The organism is Pseudomonas sp. KH_021 (assembly GCF_057838865.1).
The window spans coordinates 406,980-433,854 of sequence record NZ_CM174477.1 but is presented as its reverse complement, the minus strand read 5'-3'; the positions used below and the strand labels follow the sequence as shown (position 1 = coordinate 433,854).

Annotated in this window: 24 protein-coding genes; 14 read left to right on the top strand and 10 right to left on the bottom strand. The window is 60.9% G+C overall.

Translation table 11 applies throughout. The annotated features are described in order from the left end of the window. The first annotated feature begins 6 nt into the window (after positions 1–6). From pqqC to AC3IX4_RS01980, 4 genes are read left to right on the top strand one after another with little or no spacing between them, the layout of a single operon-like run. Positions 7–762, top strand: coding sequence for a pyrroloquinoline-quinone synthase PqqC (gene pqqC / locus AC3IX4_RS01995; protein ID WP_489259019.1), 756 nt, complete (start codon positions 7–9; stop codon positions 760–762). Further along, positions 759–1,034: a pyrroloquinoline quinone biosynthesis peptide chaperone PqqD gene (gene pqqD, locus AC3IX4_RS01990; protein ID WP_489259018.1), complete on the top strand. Its 276-nt coding sequence runs from the start codon at positions 759–761 to the stop codon at positions 1,032–1,034. The genes pqqC and pqqD overlap by 4 nt, the downstream gene beginning before the upstream one ends. Next, on the top strand, positions 1,006–2,166 hold the full coding sequence (gene pqqE / locus AC3IX4_RS01985; RefSeq protein WP_489259017.1) for a pyrroloquinoline quinone biosynthesis protein PqqE: 1,161 nt from the start codon (positions 1,006–1,008) through the stop codon (positions 2,164–2,166). The genes pqqD and pqqE overlap by 29 nt, the downstream gene beginning before the upstream one ends. Continuing rightward, positions 2,132–3,976: an alpha/beta hydrolase family protein gene (locus AC3IX4_RS01980; protein WP_489259016.1), complete on the top strand. Its 1,845-nt coding sequence runs from the start codon at positions 2,132–2,134 to the stop codon at positions 3,974–3,976. The genes pqqE and AC3IX4_RS01980 overlap by 35 nt, the downstream gene beginning before the upstream one ends. Before the next feature lie 200 nt (positions 3,977–4,176). Here AC3IX4_RS01980 and AC3IX4_RS01975 read toward each other — a convergent pair whose 3' ends face one another. The 8 genes from AC3IX4_RS01975 to bioB form a co-directional block, all read right to left on the bottom strand. Beyond that, positions 4,177–4,335 (bottom strand): YqaE/Pmp3 family membrane protein, encoded by a 159-nt coding sequence (locus AC3IX4_RS01975; RefSeq protein WP_158461417.1) that lies wholly within the window; start codon positions 4,333–4,335, stop codon positions 4,177–4,179. Positions 4,336–4,654: 319 nt separating this feature from the next. Continuing rightward, positions 4,655–6,433 carry an acyl-CoA dehydrogenase C-terminal domain-containing protein gene (locus AC3IX4_RS01970; RefSeq protein ID WP_489259015.1) on the bottom strand — a complete coding sequence of 593 codons (1,779 nt, stop codon included), beginning with the start codon at positions 6,431–6,433 and terminating at the stop codon, positions 4,655–4,657. Positions 6,434–6,620: 187 nt separating this feature from the next. Further along, positions 6,621–8,426, bottom strand: a complete 1,806-nt coding sequence (locus AC3IX4_RS01965; RefSeq protein ID WP_489259014.1) for a phenylacyl-CoA dehydrogenase — start codon at positions 8,424–8,426, stop codon at positions 6,621–6,623. A 404-nt stretch (positions 8,427–8,830) separates the two neighbouring features. Further along, positions 8,831–9,511 carry a dethiobiotin synthase gene (gene bioD / locus AC3IX4_RS01960; protein ID WP_489259013.1) on the bottom strand — a complete coding sequence of 227 codons (681 nt, stop codon included), beginning with the start codon at positions 9,509–9,511 and terminating at the stop codon, positions 8,831–8,833. A 1-nt stretch (position 9,512) separates the two neighbouring features. Continuing rightward, complete coding sequence (gene bioC, locus AC3IX4_RS01955) at positions 9,513–10,328, bottom strand: malonyl-ACP O-methyltransferase BioC (protein ID WP_489259012.1); 816 nt, start codon at positions 10,326–10,328, stop codon at positions 9,513–9,515. Then, on the bottom strand, positions 10,321–11,052 hold the full coding sequence (locus tag AC3IX4_RS01950) for an alpha/beta fold hydrolase (protein ID WP_489259011.1): 732 nt from the start codon (positions 11,050–11,052) through the stop codon (positions 10,321–10,323). Before AC3IX4_RS01950 ends, bioC begins: the two co-directional genes overlap by 8 nt. Continuing rightward, on the bottom strand, positions 11,045–12,217 hold the full coding sequence (gene bioF / locus AC3IX4_RS01945) for an 8-amino-7-oxononanoate synthase (RefSeq protein ID WP_489259010.1): 1,173 nt from the start codon (positions 12,215–12,217) through the stop codon (positions 11,045–11,047). Before bioF ends, AC3IX4_RS01950 begins: the two co-directional genes overlap by 8 nt. A gap of 54 nt (positions 12,218–12,271) precedes the next feature. Beyond that, the gene (gene bioB / locus AC3IX4_RS01940; protein WP_489259009.1) at positions 12,272–13,330 is read right to left on the bottom strand and encodes a biotin synthase BioB; all 1,059 of its coding nucleotides are present in this window, start codon (positions 13,328–13,330) and stop codon (positions 12,272–12,274) included. A 90-nt stretch (positions 13,331–13,420) separates the two neighbouring features. On the opposite strand from bioB, the gene AC3IX4_RS01935 reads away from it, so the two are divergent. The 4 genes from AC3IX4_RS01935 (at position 13,421) to rarD (ending at position 17,157) form a co-directional block, all read left to right on the top strand. Continuing rightward, positions 13,421–14,158: a ComFC family protein gene (locus AC3IX4_RS01935; protein ID WP_489259008.1), complete on the top strand. Its 738-nt coding sequence runs from the start codon at positions 13,421–13,423 to the stop codon at positions 14,156–14,158. A gap of 60 nt (positions 14,159–14,218) precedes the next feature. Next, a complete protein-coding gene (locus AC3IX4_RS01930; protein ID WP_489259007.1) occupies positions 14,219–14,983 on the top strand; it encodes a TOBE domain-containing protein in 765 nt (254 codons plus the stop codon). Positions 14,984–15,223: 240 nt separating this feature from the next. Then, a complete protein-coding gene (locus AC3IX4_RS01925; RefSeq protein ID WP_489259006.1) occupies positions 15,224–16,198 on the top strand; it encodes a serine/threonine protein kinase in 975 nt (324 codons plus the stop codon). Between the two features lie 71 nt (positions 16,199–16,269). Further along, on the top strand, positions 16,270–17,157 hold the full coding sequence (rarD, locus tag AC3IX4_RS01920; protein WP_489259005.1) for an EamA family transporter RarD: 888 nt from the start codon (positions 16,270–16,272) through the stop codon (positions 17,155–17,157). A gap of 104 nt (positions 17,158–17,261) precedes the next feature. Here rarD and AC3IX4_RS01915 read toward each other — a convergent pair whose 3' ends face one another. Continuing rightward, positions 17,262–17,780 carry a glycine cleavage system transcriptional repressor gene (locus AC3IX4_RS01915; protein ID WP_489259004.1) on the bottom strand — a complete coding sequence of 173 codons (519 nt, stop codon included), beginning with the start codon at positions 17,778–17,780 and terminating at the stop codon, positions 17,262–17,264. A 444-nt stretch (positions 17,781–18,224) separates the two neighbouring features. Here AC3IX4_RS01915 and AC3IX4_RS01910 point away from each other — a divergent pair, with 444 nt between their 5' ends. Continuing rightward, positions 18,225–20,402 carry a malate synthase G gene (locus tag AC3IX4_RS01910; RefSeq protein WP_489259003.1) on the top strand — a complete coding sequence of 726 codons (2,178 nt, stop codon included), beginning with the start codon at positions 18,225–18,227 and terminating at the stop codon, positions 20,400–20,402. Positions 20,403–20,597: 195 nt separating this feature from the next. Here AC3IX4_RS01910 and AC3IX4_RS01905 read toward each other — a convergent pair whose 3' ends face one another. Further along, complete coding sequence (locus tag AC3IX4_RS01905; protein ID WP_489261190.1) at positions 20,598–21,047, bottom strand: response regulator; 450 nt, start codon at positions 21,045–21,047, stop codon at positions 20,598–20,600. Between the two features lie 316 nt (positions 21,048–21,363). Here AC3IX4_RS01905 and AC3IX4_RS01900 point away from each other — a divergent pair, with 316 nt between their 5' ends. The 5 genes from AC3IX4_RS01900 to AC3IX4_RS01880 all read left to right on the top strand — a co-directional run bounded on the left by AC3IX4_RS01900 (position 21,364) and on the right by AC3IX4_RS01880 (position 26,771). Next, positions 21,364–21,882, top strand: a complete 519-nt coding sequence (locus tag AC3IX4_RS01900) for an RNA polymerase sigma factor (RefSeq protein ID WP_489259002.1) — start codon at positions 21,364–21,366, stop codon at positions 21,880–21,882. Then, complete coding sequence (locus tag AC3IX4_RS01895; RefSeq protein ID WP_489259001.1) at positions 21,879–22,853, top strand: FecR domain-containing protein; 975 nt, start codon at positions 21,879–21,881, stop codon at positions 22,851–22,853. The genes AC3IX4_RS01900 and AC3IX4_RS01895 overlap by 4 nt, the downstream gene beginning before the upstream one ends. A gap of 85 nt (positions 22,854–22,938) precedes the next feature. Then, positions 22,939–25,353: a TonB-dependent siderophore receptor gene (locus AC3IX4_RS01890; RefSeq protein ID WP_489259000.1), complete on the top strand. Its 2,415-nt coding sequence runs from the start codon at positions 22,939–22,941 to the stop codon at positions 25,351–25,353. Between the two features lie 120 nt (positions 25,354–25,473). Then, positions 25,474–26,601 (top strand): PepSY-associated TM helix domain-containing protein, encoded by a 1,128-nt coding sequence (locus AC3IX4_RS01885; RefSeq protein ID WP_489258999.1) that lies wholly within the window; start codon positions 25,474–25,476, stop codon positions 26,599–26,601. Then, a complete protein-coding gene (locus tag AC3IX4_RS01880) occupies positions 26,598–26,771 on the top strand; it encodes a hypothetical protein (RefSeq protein WP_489258998.1) in 174 nt (57 codons plus the stop codon). The genes AC3IX4_RS01885 and AC3IX4_RS01880 overlap by 4 nt, the downstream gene beginning before the upstream one ends. Positions 26,772–26,875 lie beyond the last annotated feature (104 nt).

The following is a 26,875-nucleotide window of genomic DNA, read 5'->3' as shown; positions in this document are numbered from 1 at the left end:
GCTGACATGAGCGACGCCACACCGCTATCCCCCGCCGAATTCGAGCAGGCCTTGCGCGCCAAGGGCGCCTATTACCACATCCATCACCCCTACCATGTGGCGATGTATGAAGGCCGTGCCACCCGTGAGCAGATCCAGGGCTGGGTCGCCAACCGTTTTTACTATCAGGTGAATATCCCGCTCAAGGACGCCGCGATCCTGGCCAATTGCCCTGATCGGGAAGTCCGCCGCGAGTGGATTCAGCGCCTGCTTGACCACGATGGCGCCCCCGGCGAGGAGGGCGGTATCGAGGCCTGGTTGCGACTCGGCCAGGCCGTGGGCCTTGACCCGGACCAACTGCGCTCCCAAGAACTGGTGCTGCCCGGCGTGCGCTTTGCCGTCGATGCCTATGTCAATTTCGCCCGCCGCGCCAGTTGGCAGGAAGCGGCCAGCAGCTCGTTGACCGAATTGTTCGCCCCGCAAATCCACCAGTCGCGACTCGACAGCTGGCCGCAGCACTATCCCTGGATCGACCCGGCAGGCTACGAGTATTTCCGTACTCGGCTCGGTCAGGCACGCCGCGATGTTGAACACGGCCTGACTATCACGCTGCAGCACTACACCTCCGCTGCGAGCCAGCAGCGCATGCTGGAAATTCTCCAGTTCAAATTGGACATACTGTGGAGCATGCTCGATGCCATGAGCATGGCCTACGAATTGAACCGCCCGCCCTATCACAGCGTCACCGACGAGCGGGTCTGGCACAAGGGGATTGCCCTATGAGCTTCGATCGACAACTGACACCGAAATGGCGCCAGGGCTACCGCTACCAGTACGAACCGGCGCAAAAAGGCCACGTGCTGCTCTACCCCGAGGGCATGATCAAACTCAACGAGAGCGCCGCCGCCATCGGCGGGCTCATCGATGGCCAACGCACCGTTGCGGCAATCATCAGCGAACTGGACCGCCAGTTCCCCGGTGTACCGGAGCTGGGCGATGACATCGAGCAGTTCATGGAGGTCGCCCGTGCCGAACACTGGATCGAACTTGCCTGAGCTGCCCGCCAAGCCCGAGGTCGGCCTGCCGCTGTGGCTGCTGGCCGAGCTGACCTACCGCTGCCCGCTGCAATGTCCCTATTGCTCGAATCCACTCGACTTTGCCGAACAAGGCAAGGAGCTGAGTACCGAGCAATGGTTCAAGGTGATGCGCGAAGCGCGGGAGATGGGGGCTGCGCAGTTGGGCTTTTCCGGTGGCGAGCCACTGGTGCGCCAGGACCTCGCTGAGTTGATTCGCGAAGGGCGCAGGCTTGGGTTTTACACCAACCTGATTACCTCCGGTATCGGCCTGACCGAACAGAAGATCAGCGACTTCAAGGACGCGGGCCTGGACCATATCCAGATCAGCTTCCAGGCCAGTGACGAGCAGGTCAACAACCTGCTCGCTGGCTCGAAAAAGGCTTTTGCGCAAAAGCTGGCCATGGCCAAGGCGGTCAAGGCCCATGGTTATCCCATGGTGCTGAACTTCGTGACCCACCGGCACAACATCGACAAGATCGACCGCATCATCGAGTTGTGCGTGGCCTTGGAAGCCGACTTTGTCGAGCTCGCCACCTGCCAGTTCTACGGTTGGGCACACTTGAACCGCGTCGGCCTGCTGCCGACCCGCGAACAACTGGTACGCGCCGAACGCATCACCAACGAATACCGGGAAAAACTCCAGGCGGCGGGAACCCCTTGCAAGCTGATCTTTGTGACGCCGGACTACTACGAAGAACGCCCCAAGGCCTGCATGAACGGCTGGGGCAGCATCTTCCTGACCGTGACTCCAGACGGCACTGCACTGCCCTGCCACGGTGCCCGACAGATGCCGGTCGCGTTTCCCAACGTTCGCGACCACAGCATGCAACACATCTGGTATGACTCTTTCGGTTTCAATCGCTTCCGTGGCTATGATTGGATGCCAGAGCCGTGCCGCTCCTGCGACGAGAAAGAAAAGGATTTCGGCGGCTGCCGCTGCCAGGCCTTCATGCTCACCGGGGATGCCAGCAACGCAGACCCTGTTTGCAGCAAGTCCGCGGACCACGGGGTTATCCTGCAAGCGCGGGAGGATGCCGAAACCGCGACCCGGACCATCGAACAACTGGCCTTTCGAAATGAACGTAATTCGCGACTCATCGCCAAATCTTGAACGCTTTACCGCCGAGCAGGCCGTCGCCGCCGGCACTGACTTTGCCGAGCTCAAGGTCGGTGCCCAAGGCCTGTTCTGGAATGAGTTTCGCCCCCAGGACGCTGCGTGCCGGATCTGGTGGTGGCGTCATGGACAAGCCCAATGCCTGACCCCTGAGGGTTTCAGCGCCCGCAGCCGTGTCTATGAATACGGTGGCGGCTCGTTTTGCCTGAGCGAACATGGGCTGGTTTTTGCCAATGAGTCCGATCAGCAGCTCTACACACAAACACTCGATGGCACCGCACCTGTCGCCCTGACCCAGGGCACACAACGCCATGGCGACCTGTATTGCTCAGGTGAGCAGGTCTTGGCGGTTGAAGAAACCCACACGGCGCAAGGCGTTGAACACCGGCTGATCCAGATTGCCCTGAACGACGGCAAGCGCCAGGTCCTGGCCGAAGGTGCAGACTTCTATGCATCGCCCACCCTGAGCGACAACGGCCAGCGTTTGGCCTGGATCGAATGGAGCCGGCCTGAGCAACCCTGGACCCGCACCCGCCTGATGTGCGCCGAGCGAGGCGCAAAGGGGTGGGAAGCCCCCCACTGCATCGCGGGCGATGGAGAACAGGCAGAGTCCTTGCAACAACCACGCTTCGATTCGCAGCACCGTCTATATGCCCTGTCGGACCGCAATGGGTTTTGGCAGCCGTGGGGCGAAGTTGCCAACGGTTGGGCGGCCTTGCCCGCCGTCGATGCCGATCATGCTGGCGCTCCTTGGCAATTGGGCGCCAGCACCTGGCTACCCGTCGAGGGTGATACCTATTTGGCGAGCTGGTTCGAAGAGGGTTTCAGCCGGCTTGGCCTGCACCACGCCGACAGCAGGGTTGAGGCGCTGGCAGAGGACTTCAATCGGTTTCGCAGCCTGGACCTGGATCAACAGCACATCTATGCCATTGCAGCGTCACCGATCCGCACCCCCGCAGTCATCGCCATTGACCGCCAGAGCGGCAAGGTCGAGATTCTGGCCGGTGGCATCATGCCCTTGCCCAGTGAACGTATCAGCCGTCCCCAGCCATTGTGCTACGCCAGCGGCGGCGGCCTGGCCCATGGCTTTTTCTACCCGGCCATGGACGACCAGGAACGACCGCCGCTGGTGGTGTTTATCCATGGCGGACCCACCTCTGCCTGCTACCCGGTGCTAGACCCCCGTATCCAGTACTGGACTCAACGCGGCTTCGCAGTGGCCGACCTCAACTATCGGGGTAGCACCTGTTATGGTCGCGCCTATCGCCAGGCCTTGTATTTACGCTGGGGAGAGGTGGATGTGGATGACGCCTGCGCCGTCGTGGCGCACCTGGCCGAGCGCGGCTTGATTGACCCGAACCAGGCCTTTATTCGCGGTGGCAGCGCCGGTGGCTACACCACCTTGTGCGCCCTGGCCTTGCGCGACGTATTTCGAGGCGGTGCCAGCCTGTTTGGGGTCAGCGACCCTCTGGCACTCACTCGCACTACCCACAAGTTCGAAGGCGATTACATGGACTGGCTGATCGGTGACCCTACGCTCGACGCTGATCGCTACCGCGCCCGCACACCCTTGCTGCACGCAGCCGACATCAAGGTGCCGGTGATTTTCTTCCAGGGTGAACTGGACGCCGTGGTAGTGCCGGAGCAAACCCGCTCGATGCTCAAGGCCCTGCAGGAAAACGGTATCCCGGCCGAGGGGCATTTCTACCCCACTGAACGCCATGGCTTTCGCACCGCTGCCAATCTTGCTCATGCACTGGAACAGGAATGGCAGTTTTACCGAAAGGTACTGAACTCAGACAGGTAGGGTAGGAGCAAAGCTTGCTTGCGATGGCCTCACCGCCTATTCCAGATAGACCGCGGCGATATCATCGCGAGCAAGCTCTGCTCCTACCCAGCGTGTGCACCGCCGACCGGGCTAGGAGCCAAGTTTACTTGCGATGAATGCACCGCGGTGTTTCAGCCAGACCGCGTCGCCAGCAAGTCGGAGCGCCGAACCCTGTAGTCCTACCGCTTGGCGATGATGTACACCGCATGGACGATACCGGGGATGTAGCCCAGCAAAGTCAGCAGAATGTTCAGCCAGAACGCCCCGGCGAATCCCACTTGCAGAAAAACGCCCAGGGGTGGCAGGAGGATGGCGATGATAATTCGAATCAGATCCATGAAGCGCTTCCTCTTTAGGTGACTATCTAAAGACTTTAGCTTCAAGGGAGCGTTCCTCGCCGGCAAAAAAAATGCAGCAAGAAGAGGTTCGGGCAATAAAACCCGGAAAAAAGAAAACCCCGCCGAAGCGGGGCTTTGCAGACTGTTTCCCTGACATCCATTTCGCCCGCCATCCTGGCAGGAATCCTACGTGTCCGTGTTCTATCTCTTGCGCTTCCAGCGCTACGTCCATGGAAGCTAGATTAACTGTGGATCCAATTTTACGGAAGACGCCAAACAGCAGCACGTCGTGTAAGCATTCACTTACACGACGTAGTCTTCAGAACTGATCGGCGTCCAGTAGGAACAAAGATTCACTGCCTGCCTTCACCGAAGCGGTCAAAGAGTGAATACGCGGCAACAGACGGGCGAAGTAAAAGCGAGCCGTGCCCAGTTTACTGGCGTAGAAATCGTCTTCTGCTTCTTTACCCAGGGCGGCCTTGGCCATCAGCGCCCACATATAGGCATAGGCGGTGTAGCCAAACACATGCAGGTACTCGACCGACGCTGCACCGATTTCATTGGGGTTGCCCTTGGCTCGGTCCAACACCCAGGACGTCAGGTCATCAAGGTTATCCACCGCTGCGTTCAGCGGTTTGACGAATTCGCCCAATGACGCATCAGCCGTGGCGGTGAAATGGCGGACCTCGTCGGCAAACAGCTTGTACAACGAACCACCGGTGCCCACCACCTTACGCCCCATCAAGTCCAGCGCCTGGATACCGTTGGTGCCTTCGTAGATCTGCGTGATGCGTACATCGCGCACCAGTTGCTCCTGGCCCCACTCGCGAATATATCCATGGCCACCGAAGATCTGCTGGCCATGGACCGTGGTTTCCAGGCCCACATCGGTCAGGAAGGCCTTGGCAATCGGGGTGAGTAACGCTACCAGGTCTTCACCACGCTTGCGGATTACAGGGTCTTCACTGAACTTGGCGGTATCCAGCTGTATCGCCACATAGGTCGAGAACGCCCGACTGCCTTCGTTGCAGGCCTTCATCGTCAGCAACATGCGGCGCACGTCAGGGTGAACGATGATCGGGTCAGCAATCTTATCCTTGGCCTGGGAGCCTGTGGGTGAGCGACTTTGCAGGCGATCACGCGCGTATTCGATGGCATTTTGGTAAGAGCGCTCAGCCGAAGCCAAGCCTTGAATACCCACCCCCAGGCGCTCGTAGTTCATCATGGTGAACATGGCTGCCAGGCCTTTGTTCGGTTCGCCGACGATATAGCCAACCGCTTCATCGAAGTTCATTACACAGGTGGCAGAGGCCTGAATACCCATCTTGTGCTCGATCGAACCGCAATGGACCGGGTTACGCTCACCCAGGCTGCCATCGGCGTTGACCAAAACCTTGGGAACCAAAAACAGCGAGATACCCTTGGGCCCGGACGGCGCATCGGGCAGCTTGGCAAGTACCAGGTGAATGATGTTTTCGGTCAGGTCGTGCTCGCCGCCAGTAATAAAGATTTTTGTACCGCTGACCTTGTAGCTGCCGTCGGCTTGCGGCTCGGCCTTGGTGCGGATGAGGCCCAGGTCGGTGCCCGCATGGGGCTCTGTCAGGCACATGGAACCGGCCCAGACGCCGGCATACATGTTTGGCAGGTAAGTTTGCTTGAGGGCTTCACTGGCGTGGGCGTTGATCGACAGGCACGCCCCGGCGGTCAACATCGGGTATAAGCCGAATGCCAAGCTCGATGAGTTGACCATTTCCTCGACCTGGGCCGACACCACCTTGGGCATCCCCATGCCCCCGTGCAGCGGGTCGCCACCCACGCCTACCCAGCCCCCTTGGGCGTAAGTCCGGTAGGCCTCACGAAAACCGGCCGGAGTGGTCACAACGCCAGCGCTCCAATGGCAGCCTTCTTCATCCCCACTGCGGCTCAGGGGAGCAACGCTTTTGCCAGTGACCTTGCCGGCCTCCTCCAGAATCGCCTCAACAGTTTCGGCGTCAACACTCTCGGCCAGCGCCGGCATCTGTGCCCACAGGCCAGAAACCTCGAACACTTCATTGAGAACGAAGCGCATATCGCGCAGCGGCGCTTTGTAGTCAGCCATGGCAACCTCTCCACATCAGCAAAGGGTCCCGCAGGACCTATCAGAGTAAAATTCGAGTCTATCCAAACAACCAAATAGATACATAGGGTCATCTAGTGACCAAGTAGACTAATTAGGTCACGCGCTTCACGCACCCGAAAAAAAACCGCCTGCCCCCTTCAAGGGTAGGCGGTTCCGGAGCAGGTGATCAGTAGCCCAGACCGAAGTCTTCTTCCTTCATGTCCATCAGGTTATTGGCGCCGGACAGCATGGTGGCAACGTGCGCTCGGGTGCGCGGCAAGATGCGCTGGAAGTAGAAGCGCGCGGTCTGCAGCTTAGCGGTATAGAACGCCTCTTCAGGGGTGCCTTCGGCAAGCTTCTGCGCGGCCAGGCGCGCCATGTCGGCCCAGAAGTAAGCCAGGCAGGCGTAACCGGAATACATCAGGTAGTCCACCGAAGCGGCACCGACTTCCTCACGATCCTTCATGGCGGCCATGCCCACTTTCAGGGTCAGCTCGCCCCACTCCTTGTTCAGTTGCGCCAGCGGCTGGACGAACTCTTGGACCGCCTCGACACCTTCGTTGGCCTGGCAGAACTTATGCACGATCTTGGTGAAGCCCTTGAGCGCTTCGCCCTGGGTCATCAGCACTTTACGACCGAGCAGATCCAGTGCCTGAATGCCGGTGGTGCCTTCGTACAGCATGGAAATACGGCTGTCGCGAACGTTTTGCTCCATGCCCCACTCAGCGATAAAGCCATGACCGCCATAAATCTGCACGCCGTGGTTGGCCGATTCAAAACCGACTTCGGTCATGAATGCCTTGGCAATCGGTGTCATGAATGCCAGCAGGGCATCCGCTTGCTTCTTCTGCTCTTCGTCCTGGCCATACTTGACGATGTCGACCTGTTTGGCAGTGAAGTAAACCATGGCGCGGTTGCCTTCAGCGAACGCCTTCATGGTCAGCAACATGCGACGCACATCCGGGTGGACGATGATCGGGTCAGCCGCTTTGTCGGGTGCCTTGGGGCCGGTCAACGAACGCATTTGCAGGCGATCGCGAGCGTATTTCAGGCCGCCCTGGAAGGCCACTTCGGCGTGTGCCAGGCCTTGCAGTGCAGTGCCCAGGCGAGCGGTGTTCATAAAGGTGAACATGCAGTTCAAGCCTTTGTTCGCCGGGCCGATCAGGTAACCGGTGGCTGCGTCAAAGTTCATCACGCAGGTGGCGTTACCGTGGATGCCCATCTTGTGCTCGAGGGAGCCACAGCTGACCGCATTGCGCTCACCGACACCGCCTTCAGCGTTCGGCAAGAACTTGGGCACGATAAACAGGGAAATACCTTTGGTGCCAGCCGGTGCATCGGGCAGGCGGGCCAACACGATGTGGACGATGTTGTCGGCCATGTCGTGTTCACCGGCCGAAATGAAGATCTTGGTGCCGGTGACTTTGTAGCTGCCGTCGGCCTGGGGTTCGGCCTTGGTGCGCAGCATGCCCAGGTCGGTACCGCAGTGTGGTTCGGTCAGGCACATGGTGCCGGTCCACTCGCCAGACACCAACTTGGTCAGGTAGGCCTCTTGCTGTTCGGGGGTGCCGTGCTCGGAGATGGTGTTCATCGCCCCGTGGGACAGGCCAGGGTACATGCCCCAGGACCAGTTCGACTCGCCGACCATTTCGCTGATCGCCAAGCCCAGTGACTCGGGCAAGCCCTGGCCGCCGTGATCAACGTCGTGGGCAAGGCTAGGCCAGCCGCCTTCGACAAATTGCTGGTAAGCCTCTTTGAAGCCGGCGGGAGTCTTAACGCCCGACTCGCTCCAGGTGCAGCCTTCCAGGTCACCGACGCGGTTCAGCGGGGCCAGTACCTGCTCACAAAACTTGGCGCCTTCCTCAAGGATGGCGTTGACCGTGTCCGGCGTAGCGTCCTGGCATGCGGGCAGGCTCTGATAGTGCGCTTCGTAGCCGAGCAGTTCGTCACGAACGAAGCGAATATCACGCAAGGGGGCCTTGTAATCAGGCATAGCGATAAACCTCTGCTGATGAATCCTGGATGGGATGACCACAAACCGATCGGCTCCGTCCTCGGACCCGATCAAACAGTTGTTTGAAACATACGTTTACGCCAATGCGATGTCAAGGCCACTGATCGCAGGCTTGTCCGCGAAAGGTATCGGCCACAGCGTCGCAGAGCCTCCAGTCATGGAGGCTCTAATAGAGAAAAAGCGTAGTCGAGCAGGGGGTGTAGGAGCAGAGCTTGCTCGCGATGGCATCGCTGCAATTCTCAGGAAGGCCGTGGGGACGCCATCGCGAGTAAACTCTGCTCCTACATTAGACCGTGGCGCATGCAATCATCAGGCACGCGGCGTGTTCATCGCGGTGGTCCGGCATTCCGTGGTCCGGCATTCCGGTAAACATGGATCGTGGCTTAATCCAGCAAATCCAACTGCAGGTGCTCGGCCACCGCTGCCGCAGACACTACCTTGAGTTTCGGCACCCGGCCCAGGCAAGGCGCTGGCAAACGCTCGGCCAAGGTGGCGAGGTTCTCTTCAAGCCGCGCGGTGCGGCTATCAATGATGTTGGCCACCCAACCGGCCAACTGCAAACCGTCACGGGCAATCGCTTCGGCGGTCAACAGCGCGTGGCTGATGCAACCCAGGCGCACGCCCACCACCAGAATCACAGGCAACTCCAGGGCAATGGCCAGGTCCGACAGGTTAGCTTCGCCCGACAAGGGGACCCGCCAGCCGCCAGCCCCTTCGATCAAGGTAAAGTCAGCACCTCGATCCAATACATCGCGCATCGGCGCCAGCAAACCATCCACACTCAATGTCACACCCGCCTCGCGAGCCGCCAAATGGGGTGCAATCGCGGGTTCAAAGGCAAACGGGTTGACCTGCTCGTAAGGAAGCACCACCGAACTTTCAGCCATCAACGCCAGCGCATCGGCATTGCGCAACCCCTTGGGGGTGGCCTCGCAACCAGAAGCCACCGGCTTGGCTGCCAGGGTACTGAGCCCATTCAAGCGCGCCGCTTGCAGCAGACCCGCCGCAATGGTGGTCTTGCCGACATCGGTATCGGTCCCTGCGATGAAGTAGGCCTGGCTCATTTCACTCCCCTTTTTTCTGCAACACGGCATAGACCACTTGGTAAGTCGCGGGCAGACCCTCGGGTTGCCGGAATCGCTCGTATGCCTGGATAAACCCCATCATACGCGCTCTGCCGGTCAAGCCACCCGGTCGTCCCGGGTTGAGGTTATGTGCGCCCAGCGCCTTGAGCTCATGGGTCAACCCACGCACGTCAGGGTAGTACAACACGTGGGGACGAGTGTGCAGTGTCACGACTTCAAGACCACTTTGCGCACACAGGCGCTGATAGTCCTCAAGGGTACGAAAGCGATTGACGTGCACCATGCCATCGACCGCCTGCCAGCTTTCACGCAACTCCTGAAGGGTGCCGACGCACAGGCTGGCGAAAGCCATCACGCCACCCGGCGCCAGCGTGCGCCGAGCTTCACGCAGCACCGAGGCGAAGTCGGCGCACCATTGCACGGCCAGGCTGGAAAAAATCAGATCGCAGCAATCAGCCTGCAATGGCAAACGCTCGGCATCGCCAGCCACATAGCCACTGGCACCGCCCTGAGGTCGCGCATGGCGGAGCATGCCTTCGGCGATGTCCAGCGCCACGCCTTGCGCCGAGGCATAACGCTCGGCCAGGGCTCGGCTGAAGTAACCCGTTCCGCTGCCCAGGTCGAGCCAGCGCCGTGGGGCCAGTGAGTCAGGCAAACAGCCCAGCAAATGGGTGCCGACCGCACGTTGCAGTTCGGCCACGCTGTCATAGCTGGCAGCAGCACGGGAAAAGGAAGCCGCGACCTGACGCTTGTCAGGCAGGTTGCCCGGCAGTGCCGGGTGAGAGAGATTAGTCATCGCCGGACTCGTGCAAGAAGGCCTGGATGGCCGCGGCCAATCCATGGGGGTCCTCCAGAATGAATGCGTGAGAAGCCTGTTCAATCAGGCCCACTTCAACATCGGGCAGCAAGGTGTACAGCTCGCCTGCGGCTTCTCCTGGAACCAGTTCGTCGAGGCCGGCAAACAGGTGAAATTGCGGGCCACTGAACGCCTGTAAAGCCCCCCGGGTGTCCAGTGTCGCCAGCAGTTCCAACCCATGCACCAAGCCTGCTGCCGGCGCTTGCGGCGCTGCCGTGGCCAGCAGCCGGGTCAAGCCGCGCACATCCGCGGCGCCCTGGGCGCAGAGCACGGCAAAGCGCTTGAGGGTTACCTGTGGATTTGCCCGGCAGCTTTCCAGAAACGCCGTGAAGGTCGCCTCGGGCATTGCCGTCGGCCAGTCCGCTCGCGCGACAAAGCAGGGGTTGCTGGCCAGCGTCACCAGCCCGCAGCAGCGCTCGCCGCGCCGCGCCGCCAGTTGCGAGGCCAGCATGCCGCCAAGCGACCAGCCCCCCAGCCAGACATTGTCGGGCAAGGTGGCGTCCAGCTCGTCGAGCCAGTCCTGGGGTTGCGTACTTTCAAGCTCGGGCAAGGGTTCGATTTCTACCCGCAGGTGCTCATCGAGCCCCCGCAAGGCCGCCGCCAGAGGCTCCAGCGGCGAGACACCCAGGCCCCAGCCTGGCAGCAACACCAGTCGGTCACGCATGGTTCGGCTCCAGTAGCGGGTAGCAATCGGCCAGTGCATTCAACAATAGCTGCACCTGGGCTTCGCTGTGGGCAGCACTGAGGGTGACCCGCAGGCGCGCACTGCCGGCCGGAACCGTCGGCGGGCGAATGGCGGTGACCAGCAGGCCGCGCTCGCGCAACATCTGCGAGAGCTGCAAGGCCCGCGCGCTGTCGCCGATCAAAATCGGTTGAATGGGGGTGAAGCTGTCCATCAGCTCAAGGCCAATGGACTGCGCGCCTTGGCGGAACTGGCGGATCAATGCGGCCAGGTGCTCACGGCGCCAATGTTCAGTACGCAACAGCTCAAGGCTTTTGAGCGTGGCGCAAGCCAGCGCCGGTGGCTGGCTGGTGGTGTAGATATAGGGCCGAGCGAACTGGATCAAACACTCGACCATCTCCTCGCTACCAGCCACAAAAGCGCCAGCGGTGCCAAAGGCCTTGCCCAGGGTGCCAACCAATACCGGCACGTCCTCCTGGCTCAACCCAAAGTGCTCGACGATACCCCCACCCTGGGCACCCAGTGCACCGAAGCCGTGGGCGTCATCGACCATCAACCAGGCGCCCTTCGCCCGCGCCACGCGGGCGAGGGATGGCAAGTCGGCCAGGTCGCCGTCCATGCTGAACACGCCATCGGTGACGACCAGCGTATTGCCAGTCGCCTTTTCCAGGCGGCTTGCCAGACTTTGCGCATCGTTGTGCAAGTAGCGGTTGAAGCGTGCGCCGCTGAGCAAGCCGGCATCGAGCAACGAGGCGTGATTGAGACGGTCTTCCAGCACCGTATCGCCCTGGCCTACCAGCGCTGTGACCGCGCCCAGGTTGGCCATGTAGCCGGTGGAGAACAGCAATGCGCGGGGGCGACCGGTCAGGTCGGCCAAGGCTTCTTCAAGCGCATGATGAGGACCGCTGTGGCCGATCACCAGATGAGAGGCGCCGCCGCCCACGCCCCAACGCTCGGCCCCGGCACGCCAGGCAGCAATCACATCGGGATGATTCGCCAGCCCCAGGTAGTCGTTATTGCAGAACGCCAATAGCGGCTGGCCATCGACCACCACTTCGGGGCCTTGTGGGCTTTCAAGCAAAGGGCGCTGGCGATACAGCGCGGCGGCACGACGTGCATCCAGTCGCGTTCCAAGATCGAAGGACATGCGTGCCTCGCGTTCAGGTCATCAGTCGCCGGGGCCGCAACGGGCCCCGGTGTTTCAGGCAGAGGCTGCGTCGTAGAACAACTCGCTGCTCTTCTGCTCGACCAGCGCTTGCTCGATGGCAGCCTGGTGTACTTCATCGGCGTGTTCTTCGCGAGCTTCTGGCTGGATACCCAGGCGCGCAAACAGTTGCATGTCCTTGTCCGCTTGCGGGTTAGCGGTGGTCAGCAGTTTTTCGCCGTAGAAAATTGAGTTGGCACCGGCCATGAATGCCAGGGCCTGCATCTGCTCGTTCATGGCTTCACGGCCAGCCGAGAGGCGAACATGCGATTGCGGCATCAGGATGCGCGCCACGGCGAGCATGCGGATAAAGTCGAATGGGTCGACCTCTTCGGCATTTTCCAGCGGGGTACCGGCCACCTTCACCAACATATTGATCGGTACCGATTCAGGGTGTTCTGGCAGGTTGGCCAACTGGATCAACAGGCCGGCCCGATCGTCCAGCGACTCGCCCATGCCGAGGATGCCGCCAGAGCAGATCTTCATGCCCGCATCACGCACGTAAGCCAGGGTCTGCAAGCGCTCGCCGTAGGTCCGGGTGGTGATGATCGAACCGTAGAACTCCGGCGAGGTGTCCAGGTTGTGGTTGTAGTAGTCCAGGCCTGCGTCGGCCAGCGCGGCGGTCTGATCCTGATCCAGCCGGCCCAGGGTCATGCAGGTTTCCAGGCCCATGGCCTTGACGCCCTTGACCATCTGCAGCACGTAAGGCATGTCTTTGGCCGAAGGGTGTTTCCAGGCCGCGCCCATGCAGAAGCGAGTCGAGCCGATGGCCTTGGCACGAGCGGCCTCTTCCAGGACCTTCTGTACTTCCATCAGCTTTTCTTTTTCAAGCCCGGTGTTGTAGTGACCGGACTGCGGACAATATTTGCAATCTTCAGGGCAAGCGCCGGTCTTGATCGACAGCAAGGTGGAAACCTGAACCCGATTTGGATCGAAGTGCGCGCGGTGCACGCTCTGCGCCTGGAACAGCAAGTCGTTGAAGGGCTGGACGAACAGTGCCTTGACCTCGGCCAGGGTCCAGTCGTGACGCAGGGTTGCAGTGGTGCTGGCGCTCATGGGCAATACCTTGATTATGCTTAGACTGGCGCCAGGGGTTTCAAACCCACAAGCGCAACACGGATTAAGCGGCATATTTAAGGAAGCGCAATGGACTGTCAACCACTACAAGGAAAGCAGGTTTACATCTGGTCAAATAACAACCAGACCTGTTTGCTCTGCGACGAAACCACTGATAACCCCTACCCGCTCTGCAGCGCCTGCGAGGACGAGTTGCCCTGGCTGGACGAACGCTGCCAGGTCTGCGCGCTGCCGTTGCCCGCGGCCGGACTGATCTGTGGGCAATGCAGCAAACACCCGCCTGCCTTCACTCAAGTGGAAGCGCCTTGGCATTACGGCTTTCCCGTCGACACCTTGATCACGCGCTTCAAACATCAGAGTCGTTGGCCGCTGGGGCGCTTGATGGCCGAGTTGCTGGGGCATTGGCTCGCCCACCGTTTCAGCGAAGACTTACCCAGACCGCAGCACCTGCTGCCCGTACCGATGTCCAGCCAGCGCTTGCGCCAGCGTGGTTTCAATCAGGCCGCCATGCTCGCCGACTGGCTTGGCGCCAGCCTGCACATTGACGTTGACCACCGGTCGCTGCTGCGCCCGCAAGACACCCAGGCCCAGCAGGAGCTGGACGCCAAGGCGCGCAAACGTAATTTGCGCAATGCCTTTGCGTTGGCAGAAACAACATCGGTGCGTGGCCAGCACCTGGCCCTGGTGGATGATGTCATGACCACCGGTGCAACCGCCCAGGCACTGGCCCACCTGCTGCAAGAAGCTGGCGCCGCACGCGTGGATGTCTACTGCCTGGCGCGCACACCCCGCCCCGGTCAGCCTTGACTTGGCGCGTAGGCAGGGGCAACGTCGAGCGTCAGTCTTTTATGGATTTCGCCTCATCCCATGTCCCTGCCCGCGCCCTTGACTCAACACATCGTTCGTCGTCCGCAGCGCATTGCGTTGCTGCAACACATTGCCGAACAAGGCTCGATCACCCGCGCCGCAAAAAGCGCGGGCATGAGCTACAAAGCGGCCTGGGATGCCATTGATGAACTGAACAACCTGGCCCATCAGCCGTTGGTCGAACGGGTGGTCGGGGGGCGCGGAGGCGGTGGGGCGAGGCTGTCAATCGAAGGCGAGCGGGTGCTGCGCTTGTATCAGCGCTTGCAGGCTTTGCAGGCGCAGGTTCTGGAAGCCGCCGAGGACAGCAGCGACCTTGATCTGCTCGGCCGCTTGATGATGCGCACCAGTGCCCGCAACCAGCTGCACGGCCGGGTCACCGCCATCCACGCTCATGGGCGCAACGATCAGGTCGTCCTTGCGCTGGCCGGCGGCATCACCCTGCAAGCGCAGATCACCCATGACAGCACCCTGCATCTTGAACTGCAAACCGGGACAGAAGTGGTGGCCCTGATCAAGGCCGGCTGGCTGGAGCTGTCGGCGGTCAACGAACCGTGCGCGACCGATCACAACCAGCTGGTCGGTCGTATTGATCAGATACTTGAAGATACCGAGGGGCCCAGCGAGGTGCGGATCACTCTGGGCAACGGCCAGACGTTGTGTGCCCTGTGTGAACCCCAGCGCCTCATTGAGCAAAAGCTGCAAACGGGTGGCGCGGTACAGGTACAGATCACGCCGTCCAATGTCTTGCTGGGAACCCCGCTTTAATGTGAGCGGGCTTGTGTAGGAGCACGGCTTGCCGGCGATAGCGTCCGATAGATCGCCATCGCCTGATACACCGCGGTGCGGCCCATCGCCGGCAAGCCGCGCTCCTACCCTGGTGAATGAGCAGTAGTCCGGCATTCCGGCTTGCCTGCGAATGCAGACCACCGCGAATGAATCCAACACCCCAACCTTCTGCGTTACCATGTGAGGCCACGCGGTAACCTGCCGCGCGCAGGAGTGAGCATGTCGCACCCGTTTGAAACATTGACACCTGACCTGGTTCTGGATGCCGTCGAAAGCATTGGCTTTCTCAGCGATGCCCGTGTGTTGGCGCTCAACAGCTATGAAAACCGTGTCTATCAGGTTGGCATCGAAGACGGCGAGCCGCTGATTGCCAAATTCTACCGCCCTGCCCGCTGGACCAACGAGGCCATACTTGAAGAGCACAGCTTTACCGCTGAGCTGGCCGATTGCGAGGTGCCCGTGGTCGCCCCCATGACGCACGACGGCGCCACCTTGTTCGAGCACCAGGGCTTTCGCTTCACGCTGTTTCCACGCCGGGGTGGCCGGGCGCCGGAGCCGGGCAACCTGGACCAGCTGTATCGCCTTGGCCAGTTGCTCGGACGCCTGCATGCAGTCGGCTCTACCCGCCCTTTCGAGCACCGAGAGGCGCTGGGCGTACAGAACTTCGGTCATGATTCGCTAACCACCTTGCTGGAAGGAAACTTCATCCCCCGCAGCTTGCTGCCGGCCTTTGAGTCAGTAGCGCGTGACCTGCTGCAGCGGGTCGAGGCGATCTACAAGGCAACGCCCTTCAAAGCCATTCGCATGCACGGCGACTGCCACCCCGGCAACATGATGTGCCGCGACGACGTGTTCCATATCGTCGACCTCGACGACTGCCGCATGGGCCCGGCCGTTCAGGACATCTGGATGATGCTCGCGGGCGAGCGCCACGAGCGCCTGGGCCAACTGTCGGAATTGATGGACGGCTACAACGAGTTCCACGATTTCGACCCGCGTGAGCTGGCGCTGATCGAACCGCTACGCGCCTTGCGCCTGTTGCACTACAGCGCCTGGCTGGCCCGCCGTTGGGATGACCCGGCGTTCCCACACAGCTTTCCGTGGTTTGGCAGCGAACGCTATTGGGGCGATCAGGTGCTGGCCCTGCGCGAGCAGCGGGCTGCACTGGATGAAGAACCGTTGAAATTATTCTGACCGGACAGACAATCCCTGCCCGGCCGCCCTACAATGGTTTTTTTTGTTAGCTGCCTAAGCAAGGATTCTTCATGCAAGCTGCCAACCCGCGCCGCGGGTATCTTTTAGGCATATCTGCCTACGTCATCTGGGGACTGTTCCCGCTCTACTTCAAAGCTATTCAATCAGTGCCCGCTATCGAGATCATCGTCCATCGGGTGCTCTGGTCAGCGCTGTTCGGCTCACTCTTGCTGGTGGCGTGGAAGCACCCCGGCTGGTGGCGAGAACTGCGCGACAACCCTCGCCGGCTAGCCGTCCTGGCCCTGAGCGGCACCCTGATCGCCAGTAACTGGCTGGTGTATGTGTGGGCAGTCAACAACGGCCATATGCTCGAAGCCAGCCTTGGTTACTACATCAACCCGCTGCTCAATGTGTTGCTCGGCATGCTATTGCTGCGCGAGCGCCTGCGTCGCCTGCAATGGATGGCGGTGGCACTGGCAACGATCGGGGTTATCCAGCAAGTCTGGCAAGTGGGCAGCCTGCCGTGGATATCACTGGTGCTGGCACTGACGTTCGGTTTCTACGGCCTGATTCGCAAGCAGGCGCCCGTGGCTGCCTTGCCGGGATTGGTGGTGGAAACCTGGTTGCTGGTGCCGTTGGCACTGGGTTGGATGTTGCTCAACCCAGCGGCCGAGAGCTCACAGGCTGCTTTCTACACACACACCGAAGCGCTCTGGCTCATTGCCGCAGGCCCGGTCACGCTGCTGCCCCTCTTGTGTTTCAACGCAGCCGCACGGCATCTGCCCTACACCACCCTGGGCTTTCTGCAATACGTAGGGCCGACGCTGGTGCTGTTGCAGGCTGTATTCCTGTACGGCGAACACCTGTCGTCCAGCACCTTGGTGACCTTCGCCTTTATCTGGGCGGGTCTGGCCGTTTATAGCCTGGATGCGTGGCTGAGCTTGCGCCGACGCCGCTGATCAAAAATCGCACAAACCGATGCAGGCCTCGGCGCCCGGGGCCTGCAGCACTCTCTCCAAAGGTTATCCACAGGTGCATCCCCGAATAATCGGGATAACTGCACTCAGTCTTCTACCCGCAACACCAACTCCACCATCAAGTCATCGGCGAGCGTTTCCAAACGCTGCTGAAGCAGCTCAACCGACAACGTCAGCGGCAAGGCCAGCACGGCCTCGGCATGAAACAACGGCTCGCTGCTCATGGGTGCCGGACGGACATCGGTGGTCAAACTCTCGATGTTCACACCCTGCTCGCTCAATAAACGAGTGATGTCGCGCACGATACCCGGGCGATCATTGCCGACCAGCTCCATGGCGATCGGCTTCCAGGTGCAGGACGACTCGATGCCGCTTTCGGAGACGGTCACGTGAATGCCCTTTTCCGACAGTCTCTGCAAGGCATCGAGCAATTCTTCGTGAGATTCGGCCGGCACCGCGACACGCATGATGCCGGCGAATTGACCGGCCATTCGCGACATCCGGCTTTCCAGCCAGTTGCCATTATGGTCGGCGATGCACCGGGCGATACGCTCTACCAAACCTGGCTTGTCTGGCGCCAAAACCGTCAAGACTAAATGTTCCACACACACATCCTCTGCATTCGGGTAATGACGCGGGCAAAGGCCCAACACGCCGGATTGGAGAAGTATAGGCAAGGCGCGGCAACCTGCCGCAGCAGCACTCAAGAACAAATCGTGTACTGTTTTAAGATTTATCTGGAACAATCTACCGTTTTTTTGAGAACATGCTGATCCCCAGCGTGACCGCATTCCCCATATCGGTCGCAGAGCGACGTATTTAGTCTGATTTTCACAACCGCAGCTCATAATGTAGTATGCCGCAGCGCGGACTACATAATGCTGGATAGATGTCTGCCAAGGCGCCTGTGAAGATACGGAAAGCCCTGCCGGCAAATGCCGACAAGCTTCGCCCAGCCGCCCTGCGGGGCATGTTCTGGTTCCGTATCCAGAGAAGCGCTAACAGGCTTAAATAGAAGAGCTGAATAGCTGAGCAGAGTGAGGCAAGCAATGACTGAACACGTTCAAGTCGGTGGCCTTCAGGTCGCCAAAGTCCTGTTCGACTTCGTGAACAACGAAGCCATTCCCGGAACCGGCATCACCGCCGAAGCCTTCTGGGTCGGCGCAGAAAAGATCATCAACGACCTCGCTGTGAAAAACAAAGCTCTACTGGCCAAGCGTGACCAGCTGCAGGCGCAGATCGACGCCTGGCACCAGGCTCGCCAGGGTCAGGCGCATGACGCTGCGGCTTACAAAGCCTTCCTGCTGGAAATCGGTTATCTGCTGCCAGAAGCCGCAGACTTCCAGGCATCGACGCAAAATGTCGACGAAGAAATCGCCCGCATGGCTGGCCCACAACTGGTTGTGCCAGTGATGAACGCCCGCTTTGCACTCAATGCCTCCAATGCCCGCTGGAGCTCGCTGTATGACGCGCTGTACGGCACCGATGCCATCGGTGAAGACGGCGGCGCAGAAAAGGGCAAGGGCTACAACCCGATCCGTGGCAACAAGGTCATCGCCTTCGCCCGTGCCTTCCTTGATGAAGCCGCGCCACTGGCCGCAGGCTCTCACGTCGACGCCACCGCTTATCGTATCGAAGCCGGCAAGCTGGTCGTCGCCCTCAAGGGCGGCAGCAACAGCGGCCTGCGCAACGACGCGCAACTGATCGGCTTCAACGGCGACGTCGCTGCGCCAACTTCGATCCTGCTGAAAAACAACGGCCTGCATTTCGAAATCCAGGTCGATGCCAGCACCCCGGTCGGCCAGACTGACGCTGCCGGTGTCAAAGACATCCTGATGGAAGCGGCACTGACCACCATCATGGACTGCGAAGACTCGGTCGCTGCCGTCGATGCCGACGACAAGGTCGTGGTCTACCGCAACTGGCTGGGCCTGATGAAGGGCGACCTGTCCGAAAGCGTGACCAAGGGCGACAAGACCTTCACCCGCACCATGAACGCGGACCGCGAATATTCGACGCCTCAAGGCGGCAAAGTCAGCCTGCACGGCCGCTCGCTGTTGTTCGTGCGTAACGTCGGCCACCTGATGACCATCGACGCCATCCTCGATGCCCAAGGCAATGAAGTGCCGGAAGGTATTCTCGACGGTCTGGTCACCTGCCTGTCCGCGGTGCATAACCTCAGCGGCAATACCTCGCGCAAGAACACCCGCACCGGCTCCGTCTACATCGTCAAACCGAAAATGCACGGCCCTGAAGAAGTCGCCTTTACCAGCGAGCTGTTCGGGCGCATCGAAGACGTGCTGGGCCTGGCCCGCAACACGCTCAAAGTCGGCATCATGGACGAAGAGCGACGCACCACCCTCAACCTCAAGGCCTGCATCCAGGCCGCCAGCGAGCGCGTGGTGTTTATCAACACCGGTTTCCTTGACCGTACGGGCGATGAAATCCATACCTCCATGGAAGCCGGCGCCGTGGTGCGCAAGGCCGACATGAAGGCGCAGAAGTGGATCGGCGCCTACGAGGACTCCAACGTTGATATCGGCCTGGCAACCGGCCTGCAAGGCCGCGCCCAGATCGGTAAAGGCATGTGGGCCATGCCGGACCTGATGGCCGCCATGCTGCAGCAGAAAATCGCTCACCCGCTGGCCGGTGCCAACACCGCCTGGGTACCGTCGCCGACTGCCGCGGCCCTGCACGTGCTGCACTACCACAAGGTCGATGTGTACGCTCGCCAAGCCGAGCTTGCTTCGCGCGCCAAGGCTTCGATCGACGACATCCTGACCATTCCGCTGGCAGCGAACACCAACTGGTCGGAAGAAGAAAAACGCAACGAACTGGACAACAACGCCCAAGGCATTCTGGGTTACGTGGTGCGTTGGATCGACCAGGGCGTGGGTTGCTCGAAAGTGCCGGACATCAACGATGTGGGCCTGATGGAAGACCGTGCAACCTTGCGGATTTCCAGCCAGTTGCTGGCCAACTGGCTGCGCCACGGCATCGTCAGCGAAGCCCAGGTTCTGGAAAGCCTCAAGCGCATGGCGCCGGTGGTTGACCGCCAGAATGCCAGTGACCCGCTGTACCGCCCAATGGCACCGGACTTCGACAGCAACATCGCCTTCCAGGCGGCGGTCGAACTGGTGGTTGAAGGCGCCAAGCAGCCCAATGGCTACACCGAGCCGGTGCTGCATCGCCGTCGCCGTGAGTTCAAGGCCAAGAACGGGCTGTAAAAACCATCGAAATCATTCGCGGCGGTCCGGCATTCCCCTGTAGGAGCCGGCTTTAGCCGCGATGAATGCACCGCGGTTTGCCTGATAGACCGCGGTGATGCGATCGCAGGTAAACCTTGCTCCTACAGCCGTAGGAGCAAGGTTTACCAGAATGCCGGACCACCGCGTGCCTATTTGCAGGCCCAAACCTCAGGCCTAGCTAATCCCCAGCTCCCGCCGCACCAGCTCGATCAACCGATCCATATCAATCGGCTTGAGCAGAAAATCCACCACGCTCAAATGCATCGCTTCAATGGCATCGCGCACTTCGGCGTCGCCCGAGGTGATGATGATCGGCAGTGCTGCACGTTCCGATTCGCGCACACGGCGAATCAGGTCCAGGCCATCCATGGCTTTCATCCGCAAATCAGTGATCATCAAGCCAATGCTGCGCTCGGTGGCCAACAATCCCAACGCCTGCCTGCCACTGTGGGCCTGCAAACATTGGATGCCGTGCAACTCGAGTATTTCCGCCAATAACTCACAGGCTTGCTCATCGTCTTCAACGACCAGCACTTTCAATGACTCTTGCGTCGGTGGGGCCTGATTGACCGCATTGAGGGCCGCGATTTCGGCATCGCTCAACAGTTTGTCGTTATCGGCCATGTCTTTCTCTTCATCAACGCCCCAAAAATCCCAATGTTTCAATCGGTTTTTACCGCCGATGAAAGCATCATCAAGCCCAGCGACCGCGCGGTCGAGCACTTTTACATTGCCAAACAGGACCGGCTTGGGGTAGGAGCCGGCTTTAGCCGCGATGAACGCACCGCGGTTTGCCTGATGCACCGCGGCGATGCGATCGCAGCCAAGGCTGGCTTCTACATGCCCTCATTCCGATAGGCGTCAATTGCACCTCGCTCCCGGCTCTGACAGAATCGCGAATAATTCTCGTTAGTTTAAACATTATTTTTCGGGGCCTTTCTTGTCGTCTGCTCAAAGCCCACAGCGTGAGATGGTCGGGGCGTTGTACCGTGACCATCGCAGCTGGCTGTTTGCCTGGCTGCGACGCAATATCGCCTGCCCCCAGCGTGCCGAGGACCTGAGCCAGGACACCTTCGTGCGCCTGCTGGGCCGAGACTCGATCAGCCCGCCGCATGAGCCGCGGGCTTTTTTGCTGACCATTGCCAAGGGCCTGCTGTTCGACCATTTTCGTCGCGCCGCGCTGGAACAGGCCTATCTGGCCGAATTGATGCAGACTCCCGCAGCCGAACAGCCCTCCCCGGAAGAACAACACCTGATCCTGGAAGACCTCAAGGCGATCGACCGCCTGCTCGGCAAACTATCAAGCAAGGCACGCGCCGCGTTTCTCTATAACCGCCTCGATGGCCTTGGCCACGCCGACATCGCCAAGCGCCTGGGCGTTTCCGTACCTCGCGTACGCCAGTACCTGGCCCAAGGCATGCGTCAGTGCTACATCGCCCTTTACGGGGAGCCCGCATGACGGCGCTGAGCAACGGCCCGGTGTCTTCTCGGGTGCTGGACGCGGCTATCGCCTGGCAACTGTGCCTGGACGGCGGCGATGCCAAAGCCTGGGACCGCGCCGAATTCGAACAGTGGCTGGCTGCCGATGAGGAACACGCCAGGGCCTGGGCGCAGTTGGGCATGCTCGACCGGCGTTTCAGTGCCGCGGCCGGCCCTGTGCGCCACGCCTTGCTGGAGTCGCGTGCCGGCATTCGCCAGCGTCTGCGCAGCATGGGCAGCGGGGTCGCCAGCGTGCTGTTGGTCGGTGGCATGACGCTTGTGATCGGCGATCAGTATTTCCCTGTCGGCTACTGGCTGGCCGATCAACGCACCGCCACCGGTGAGCAGCGTACCCTGCGATTGGACGACGGCACGCTGATCAGCCTCAACACCCACAGCGCCATCGATGTGCGCTTCGATGAGAAGCAACGCCTGATCGTGCTGCACGACGGTGAAATCTCCATCGAGACCGGCCACAAGGACAATCGCCCGTTTTTGGTCAATACGCCCGACGGCACCCTGCGCGCCCTGGGCACACGCTTTCTGGTGCGACGTGAAGACGACGGCACACGCCTGAGCGTGCTGCAGTCGGCCGTGGCTGCCCGCTCCCAGGAAAGCCATGAGGAACGCATCATCAAGGAAGGCGAACAGGTGCTCATGCGTGAGGACGGCCTGAGCGCAAGCCTTGCCCTCACCCCCGGCGCCGATGCCTGGACACGCGGAATGCTGGTGGTCGACAACGTACGCCTGGCCGACCTGGTCGAAGAACTGGGCCGCTATCGCAGCGGCCATCTGGGCGTCAGCCCGCAAGTGGCAGAACTGCGGATCACCGGCAGTTTCCCTCTGAACGACACCGACCTTGCACTCAAGTCGTTGCTGCCGACCCTGCCGGTGCAGATCGAGCAGCGCACGCCTTGGTGGGTCACGGTGATGGCGAAAAACGCACCTTAAACATTATTTTCGATTCAGCCCTATCACTTTTTCATTCTCGTGCGGCAAGGAGGCATTAAGCACCGTTTCTCTCAGGAGTTGCCGCATGCCCCGCGCCATCCAGTCCCTTCTGCGCCCAAGCCTTTTGGCCATGGCGATTGCCGTCGCTGCCCCCGTGGCCAGCGGCCCGCTGCTCGTCGCCGAACACGCCGGCAGCCGCAGCTACAATCTCCCCGCCGGCCCCTTGGCCAGCACCCTGAACCAAATCGCCAGCCAATCTGGCCTGGCGCTGGCGCTGAACCCCGCATTAGCTACGGGCAAGACTTCGGCACCCGTGCAAGGCCAATACGATGCTATCGGCGCCCTAAGCGCAGCCCTGCGGGGTACTGGGCTGCAATTGGAACAGAGTGCTGCCGGGACTTTTACCTTGGCGGCAGTACCGGAAGGGACTCTGGCCCTGCCAGAGACCAGCGTGAACGCCCACCAGGACTATGAAAGCGCCTGGGGTCCAACCACCGGCTATTTGGCCACCCGTACTGCCGCCGGCACCAAGACCGACACCCCGATCGTCGAAACGCCACGCTCGATCTCGGTCATTACTCGCGACCAAATGGCAGACCGCTCGGTCCTCAACCTCAACGATGCCCTGCGCTACACCGCTGGCGTGCAGAGCAGCGGCTATGGCGCTGACTCGCGCGCCGACTGGCTGCGCATACGCGGCTTCGAGCCGACCCAGTTCCTGGACGGCCTGCCGCTGCCCCGTGGCTCGTTTGCCAACCCCAAGGTCGAACCGTGGAACCTTGAACGCATCGCGGTGCTGCGTGGCCCTTCCTCCTCGGTCTACGGCCAGACGCCTCCGGGCGGCATGCTCGACATGGTCAGCCGTCGCCCGGATGCCGAGAGCAGCCACGAAATCGAAGCGCAGACCGGCAGCAACAACCACAAGCAGATCAACTTCGACAGCACCGGCAAGGTCGATGACGAAGGCCAGTTCTTGTATCGCGTCAGTGGCGTGGTGCGCGATAGCAGCACACCCACCGATCACGTCCCGGACAAGCGCTACAACATCGCCCCGAGCCTGACCTGGAACATCAATGAAGACACCCACCTGACCTTCATCTCCCAGTACACCCGAGACGATACCGGCATCACCGGCCAGTTCCTGCCGCTGCAGGGCACCAAGCTGGACTCAGCGGCGGGCAAGATTTCCCACCACAAGAACCTCGGTGACCCGGACTGGGAATTCTACGACCGCACCTACTACGCGCTGGGCTACGCCTTCGATCATCGCCTGAACGACGTCTGGCAGTTCCGCCAGAACCTGCGCTACACCAAGAACGACCTATCGTTCCAGGGCATCAACGTGGCGACCTTCAACACGGTCGAAGCCGATGGCACGGTCAACCGCGAAACTGGCATCGTCAACGAAGACATCAGCCAGTTCGCCGTGGACAACAATTTCCAGGCTGACTTCAACACCGGCAACCTGACCCACACCCTGTTGCTGGGCCTGGACCATCAGCGCTCCAACACCAACTACCAGTGGCTCTACGGTGTAAGCGGGGTGCCACCCACCAACGTGAACCGGCCGATCTACGGCCAGGACTTCTCCAACGTCTCGTACTTCTCCATGTACGACTACGGCCAGAAAACACGCCAGACCGGCCTCTACATTCAAGACCAGATTGCCTTGGACAACTGGCGCCTGACCGTGGGCGGGCGTGAAGACTGGATTCACACGTCCACCGTTTTCCACAACAACAATGACGCTACCAGCACCGAGCGCGACAAGGCCTTCAGTGGCAACCTGGGCTTGAGCTACGTGTTTGAGAACGGCATCACACCGTACATTTCCTACACCGAATCCTTCCAGCCAACCACCGGTGCCAGCGCTAAAGCCGACGCCTCGTTCAAGCCCACCGAAGGCCGGCAGTACGAAGCCGGTATCAAGTACCAGCCACTGGGCAGCGACACCCTGCTGACGGCAGCCGTCTATGACCTGCGTCAGATGAACGTCCAGGTCACCGAAGGCAACATCACCCGCCAAGTGGGTGAGCTTCAGGTCCGCGGCCTGGAGCTGGAAGCCACCGGCAACGTGACCGAAAACCTCAAGCTGGTGGGCTCCTACAGCTATACCGACACCGAGATCCGCAAGGGCGCGGCGGCCGAACAGGGCAACCGCATGGCACTGATTCCACGCAACCAGGCAACGCTATGGACCGACTACACCTGGCACGCCGGTGTACTGGACGGCTTCGGCGTGGGCGCGGGCGTGCGCTATGTGGGCGACACCTACGGCAACACCACCAATACCGACTTGGGCCATGTGGGCTCCTACACCGTGTATGACGCCTCGGTGCACTACGACCTGGGCCGCCTGAGCCAGGCCCTCAAGGGTGCCACGGTCGCGGTGGATGCCAAGAACCTGTTCAACAAAGACTACCTGGCCTCGTGCGACGGCTACTGGTGCTACTACGGCGACGAACGCAACGTCGTAGCCAGCGTGAACTACAAGTTCTAACCCCTGTAGGAGCCGGCCTTGGCCGCGATGAACACACCGCGGTGCATCAGGCAATCCGCGGTGCGTTCATCGCGGCCAAGGCCGGCTCCTACCATTAGGGCCACGGCGCCTTGGAGATTTATGAAAAGCCAAACCATCAGACGCTGGTCCTTTATCCACACCTGGACCAGCCTGATCTGCACAGTGTTCCTCCTGCTGCTGGCCCTCACCGGCCTGCCGCTGATTTTCCATCACGAGCTCGAACACCTGCTCGGCGATGCCCCTGAACTCAAGGAAATGCCCGCAAACACCCAGCATTTGGACCTCGCACAACTGGTACTCAAGGCCGAGGCCCACCGCCCCGGCGAAGTGGTGCAGTACCTGGGCTGGGACGAAGACGAAGCCAACGGTGTAGTAGCGATCATGGCCGCCACGGCGGGCGCCGACCCCAACACCTCGCACACCTTCATGCTCGATGCCCGCACCGGCGAAACCGTTGAAATGCCCTCGGCCAATGGCGGCTTCATGATGACCATGCTGCGTTTGCACGTAGACATGTTCGCGGGCCTGCCGGGCAAGCTGCTGCTGGCGTTCATGGGTTTGCTGTTCGTGGTCGCAATCATCTCCGGCGTGGTGCTGTATTCACCGTTCATGCGCAGGCTGGAGTTCGGCACCGTGCGCCAGGGCAAATCCACCCGCGTGCGCTGGCTCGATTTGCACAACCTGATTGGCGTCGTCACCTTGAGTTGGGCGCTGGTGGTGGGTGTGACCGGCGTGATCAGTGCCTGCGCCGACTTGATCATCGCGGCCTGGCGCAACGACAGCCTGGCGGCGATGGTCGCGCCTTATCGCGATGCACCGCCGTTGCTCGAACGGGCACCCGCCACGCGCCTGCTGGACATTGCCAACGAAGCGGCCCCCGGCATGACCGCCGACTTTATCGCCTTCCCCGGCACGCGCTTTTCCAGCGAGCACCACTACGCCGTGTTCATGAAAGGCAGCACTCATTTGACCGCGCACCTGCTCACGCCGGTGCTGATCGATGCCAGCAACCTGGAGGTCACCGCTATCGGTGAGCGGCCGTGGTACATGGACGCCATGGGCCTGTCGCAGCCCTTGCACTTTGGTGACTACGGCGGGCGACCGATGCAGATCCTCTGGGCGGTACTGGATGTGCTCACCATCATCGTGCTCGGCAGCGGGGTCTACCTGTGGTGGGTTCGGCGGCGTACAGCCACCGCTGGCGGCAAGGTGGAGGTGGCCCAATGAAGAAAAAACCGTCTCGCGTCTGGGCAACCTTCGGCCTGCCCACAGTCATCGCCTTGCTCGGTTTCAGCGGCCTGGTCATCGCCTTGCTGGGCGATGGCGGGTGGGATGTGATGGCCTGGATCGGCCTGGGTATTCCAGCGGTGCTGAGCCTTCGCGGCGTGTGCCGCTGAGAGTCCCAATAAATGCTGAGGGACAATCATTGACATGCGAATCAACTTTAGGAAATTTCACTCAAACATTTAGGACGTATCCCGCATACGAAACACGTCGATTC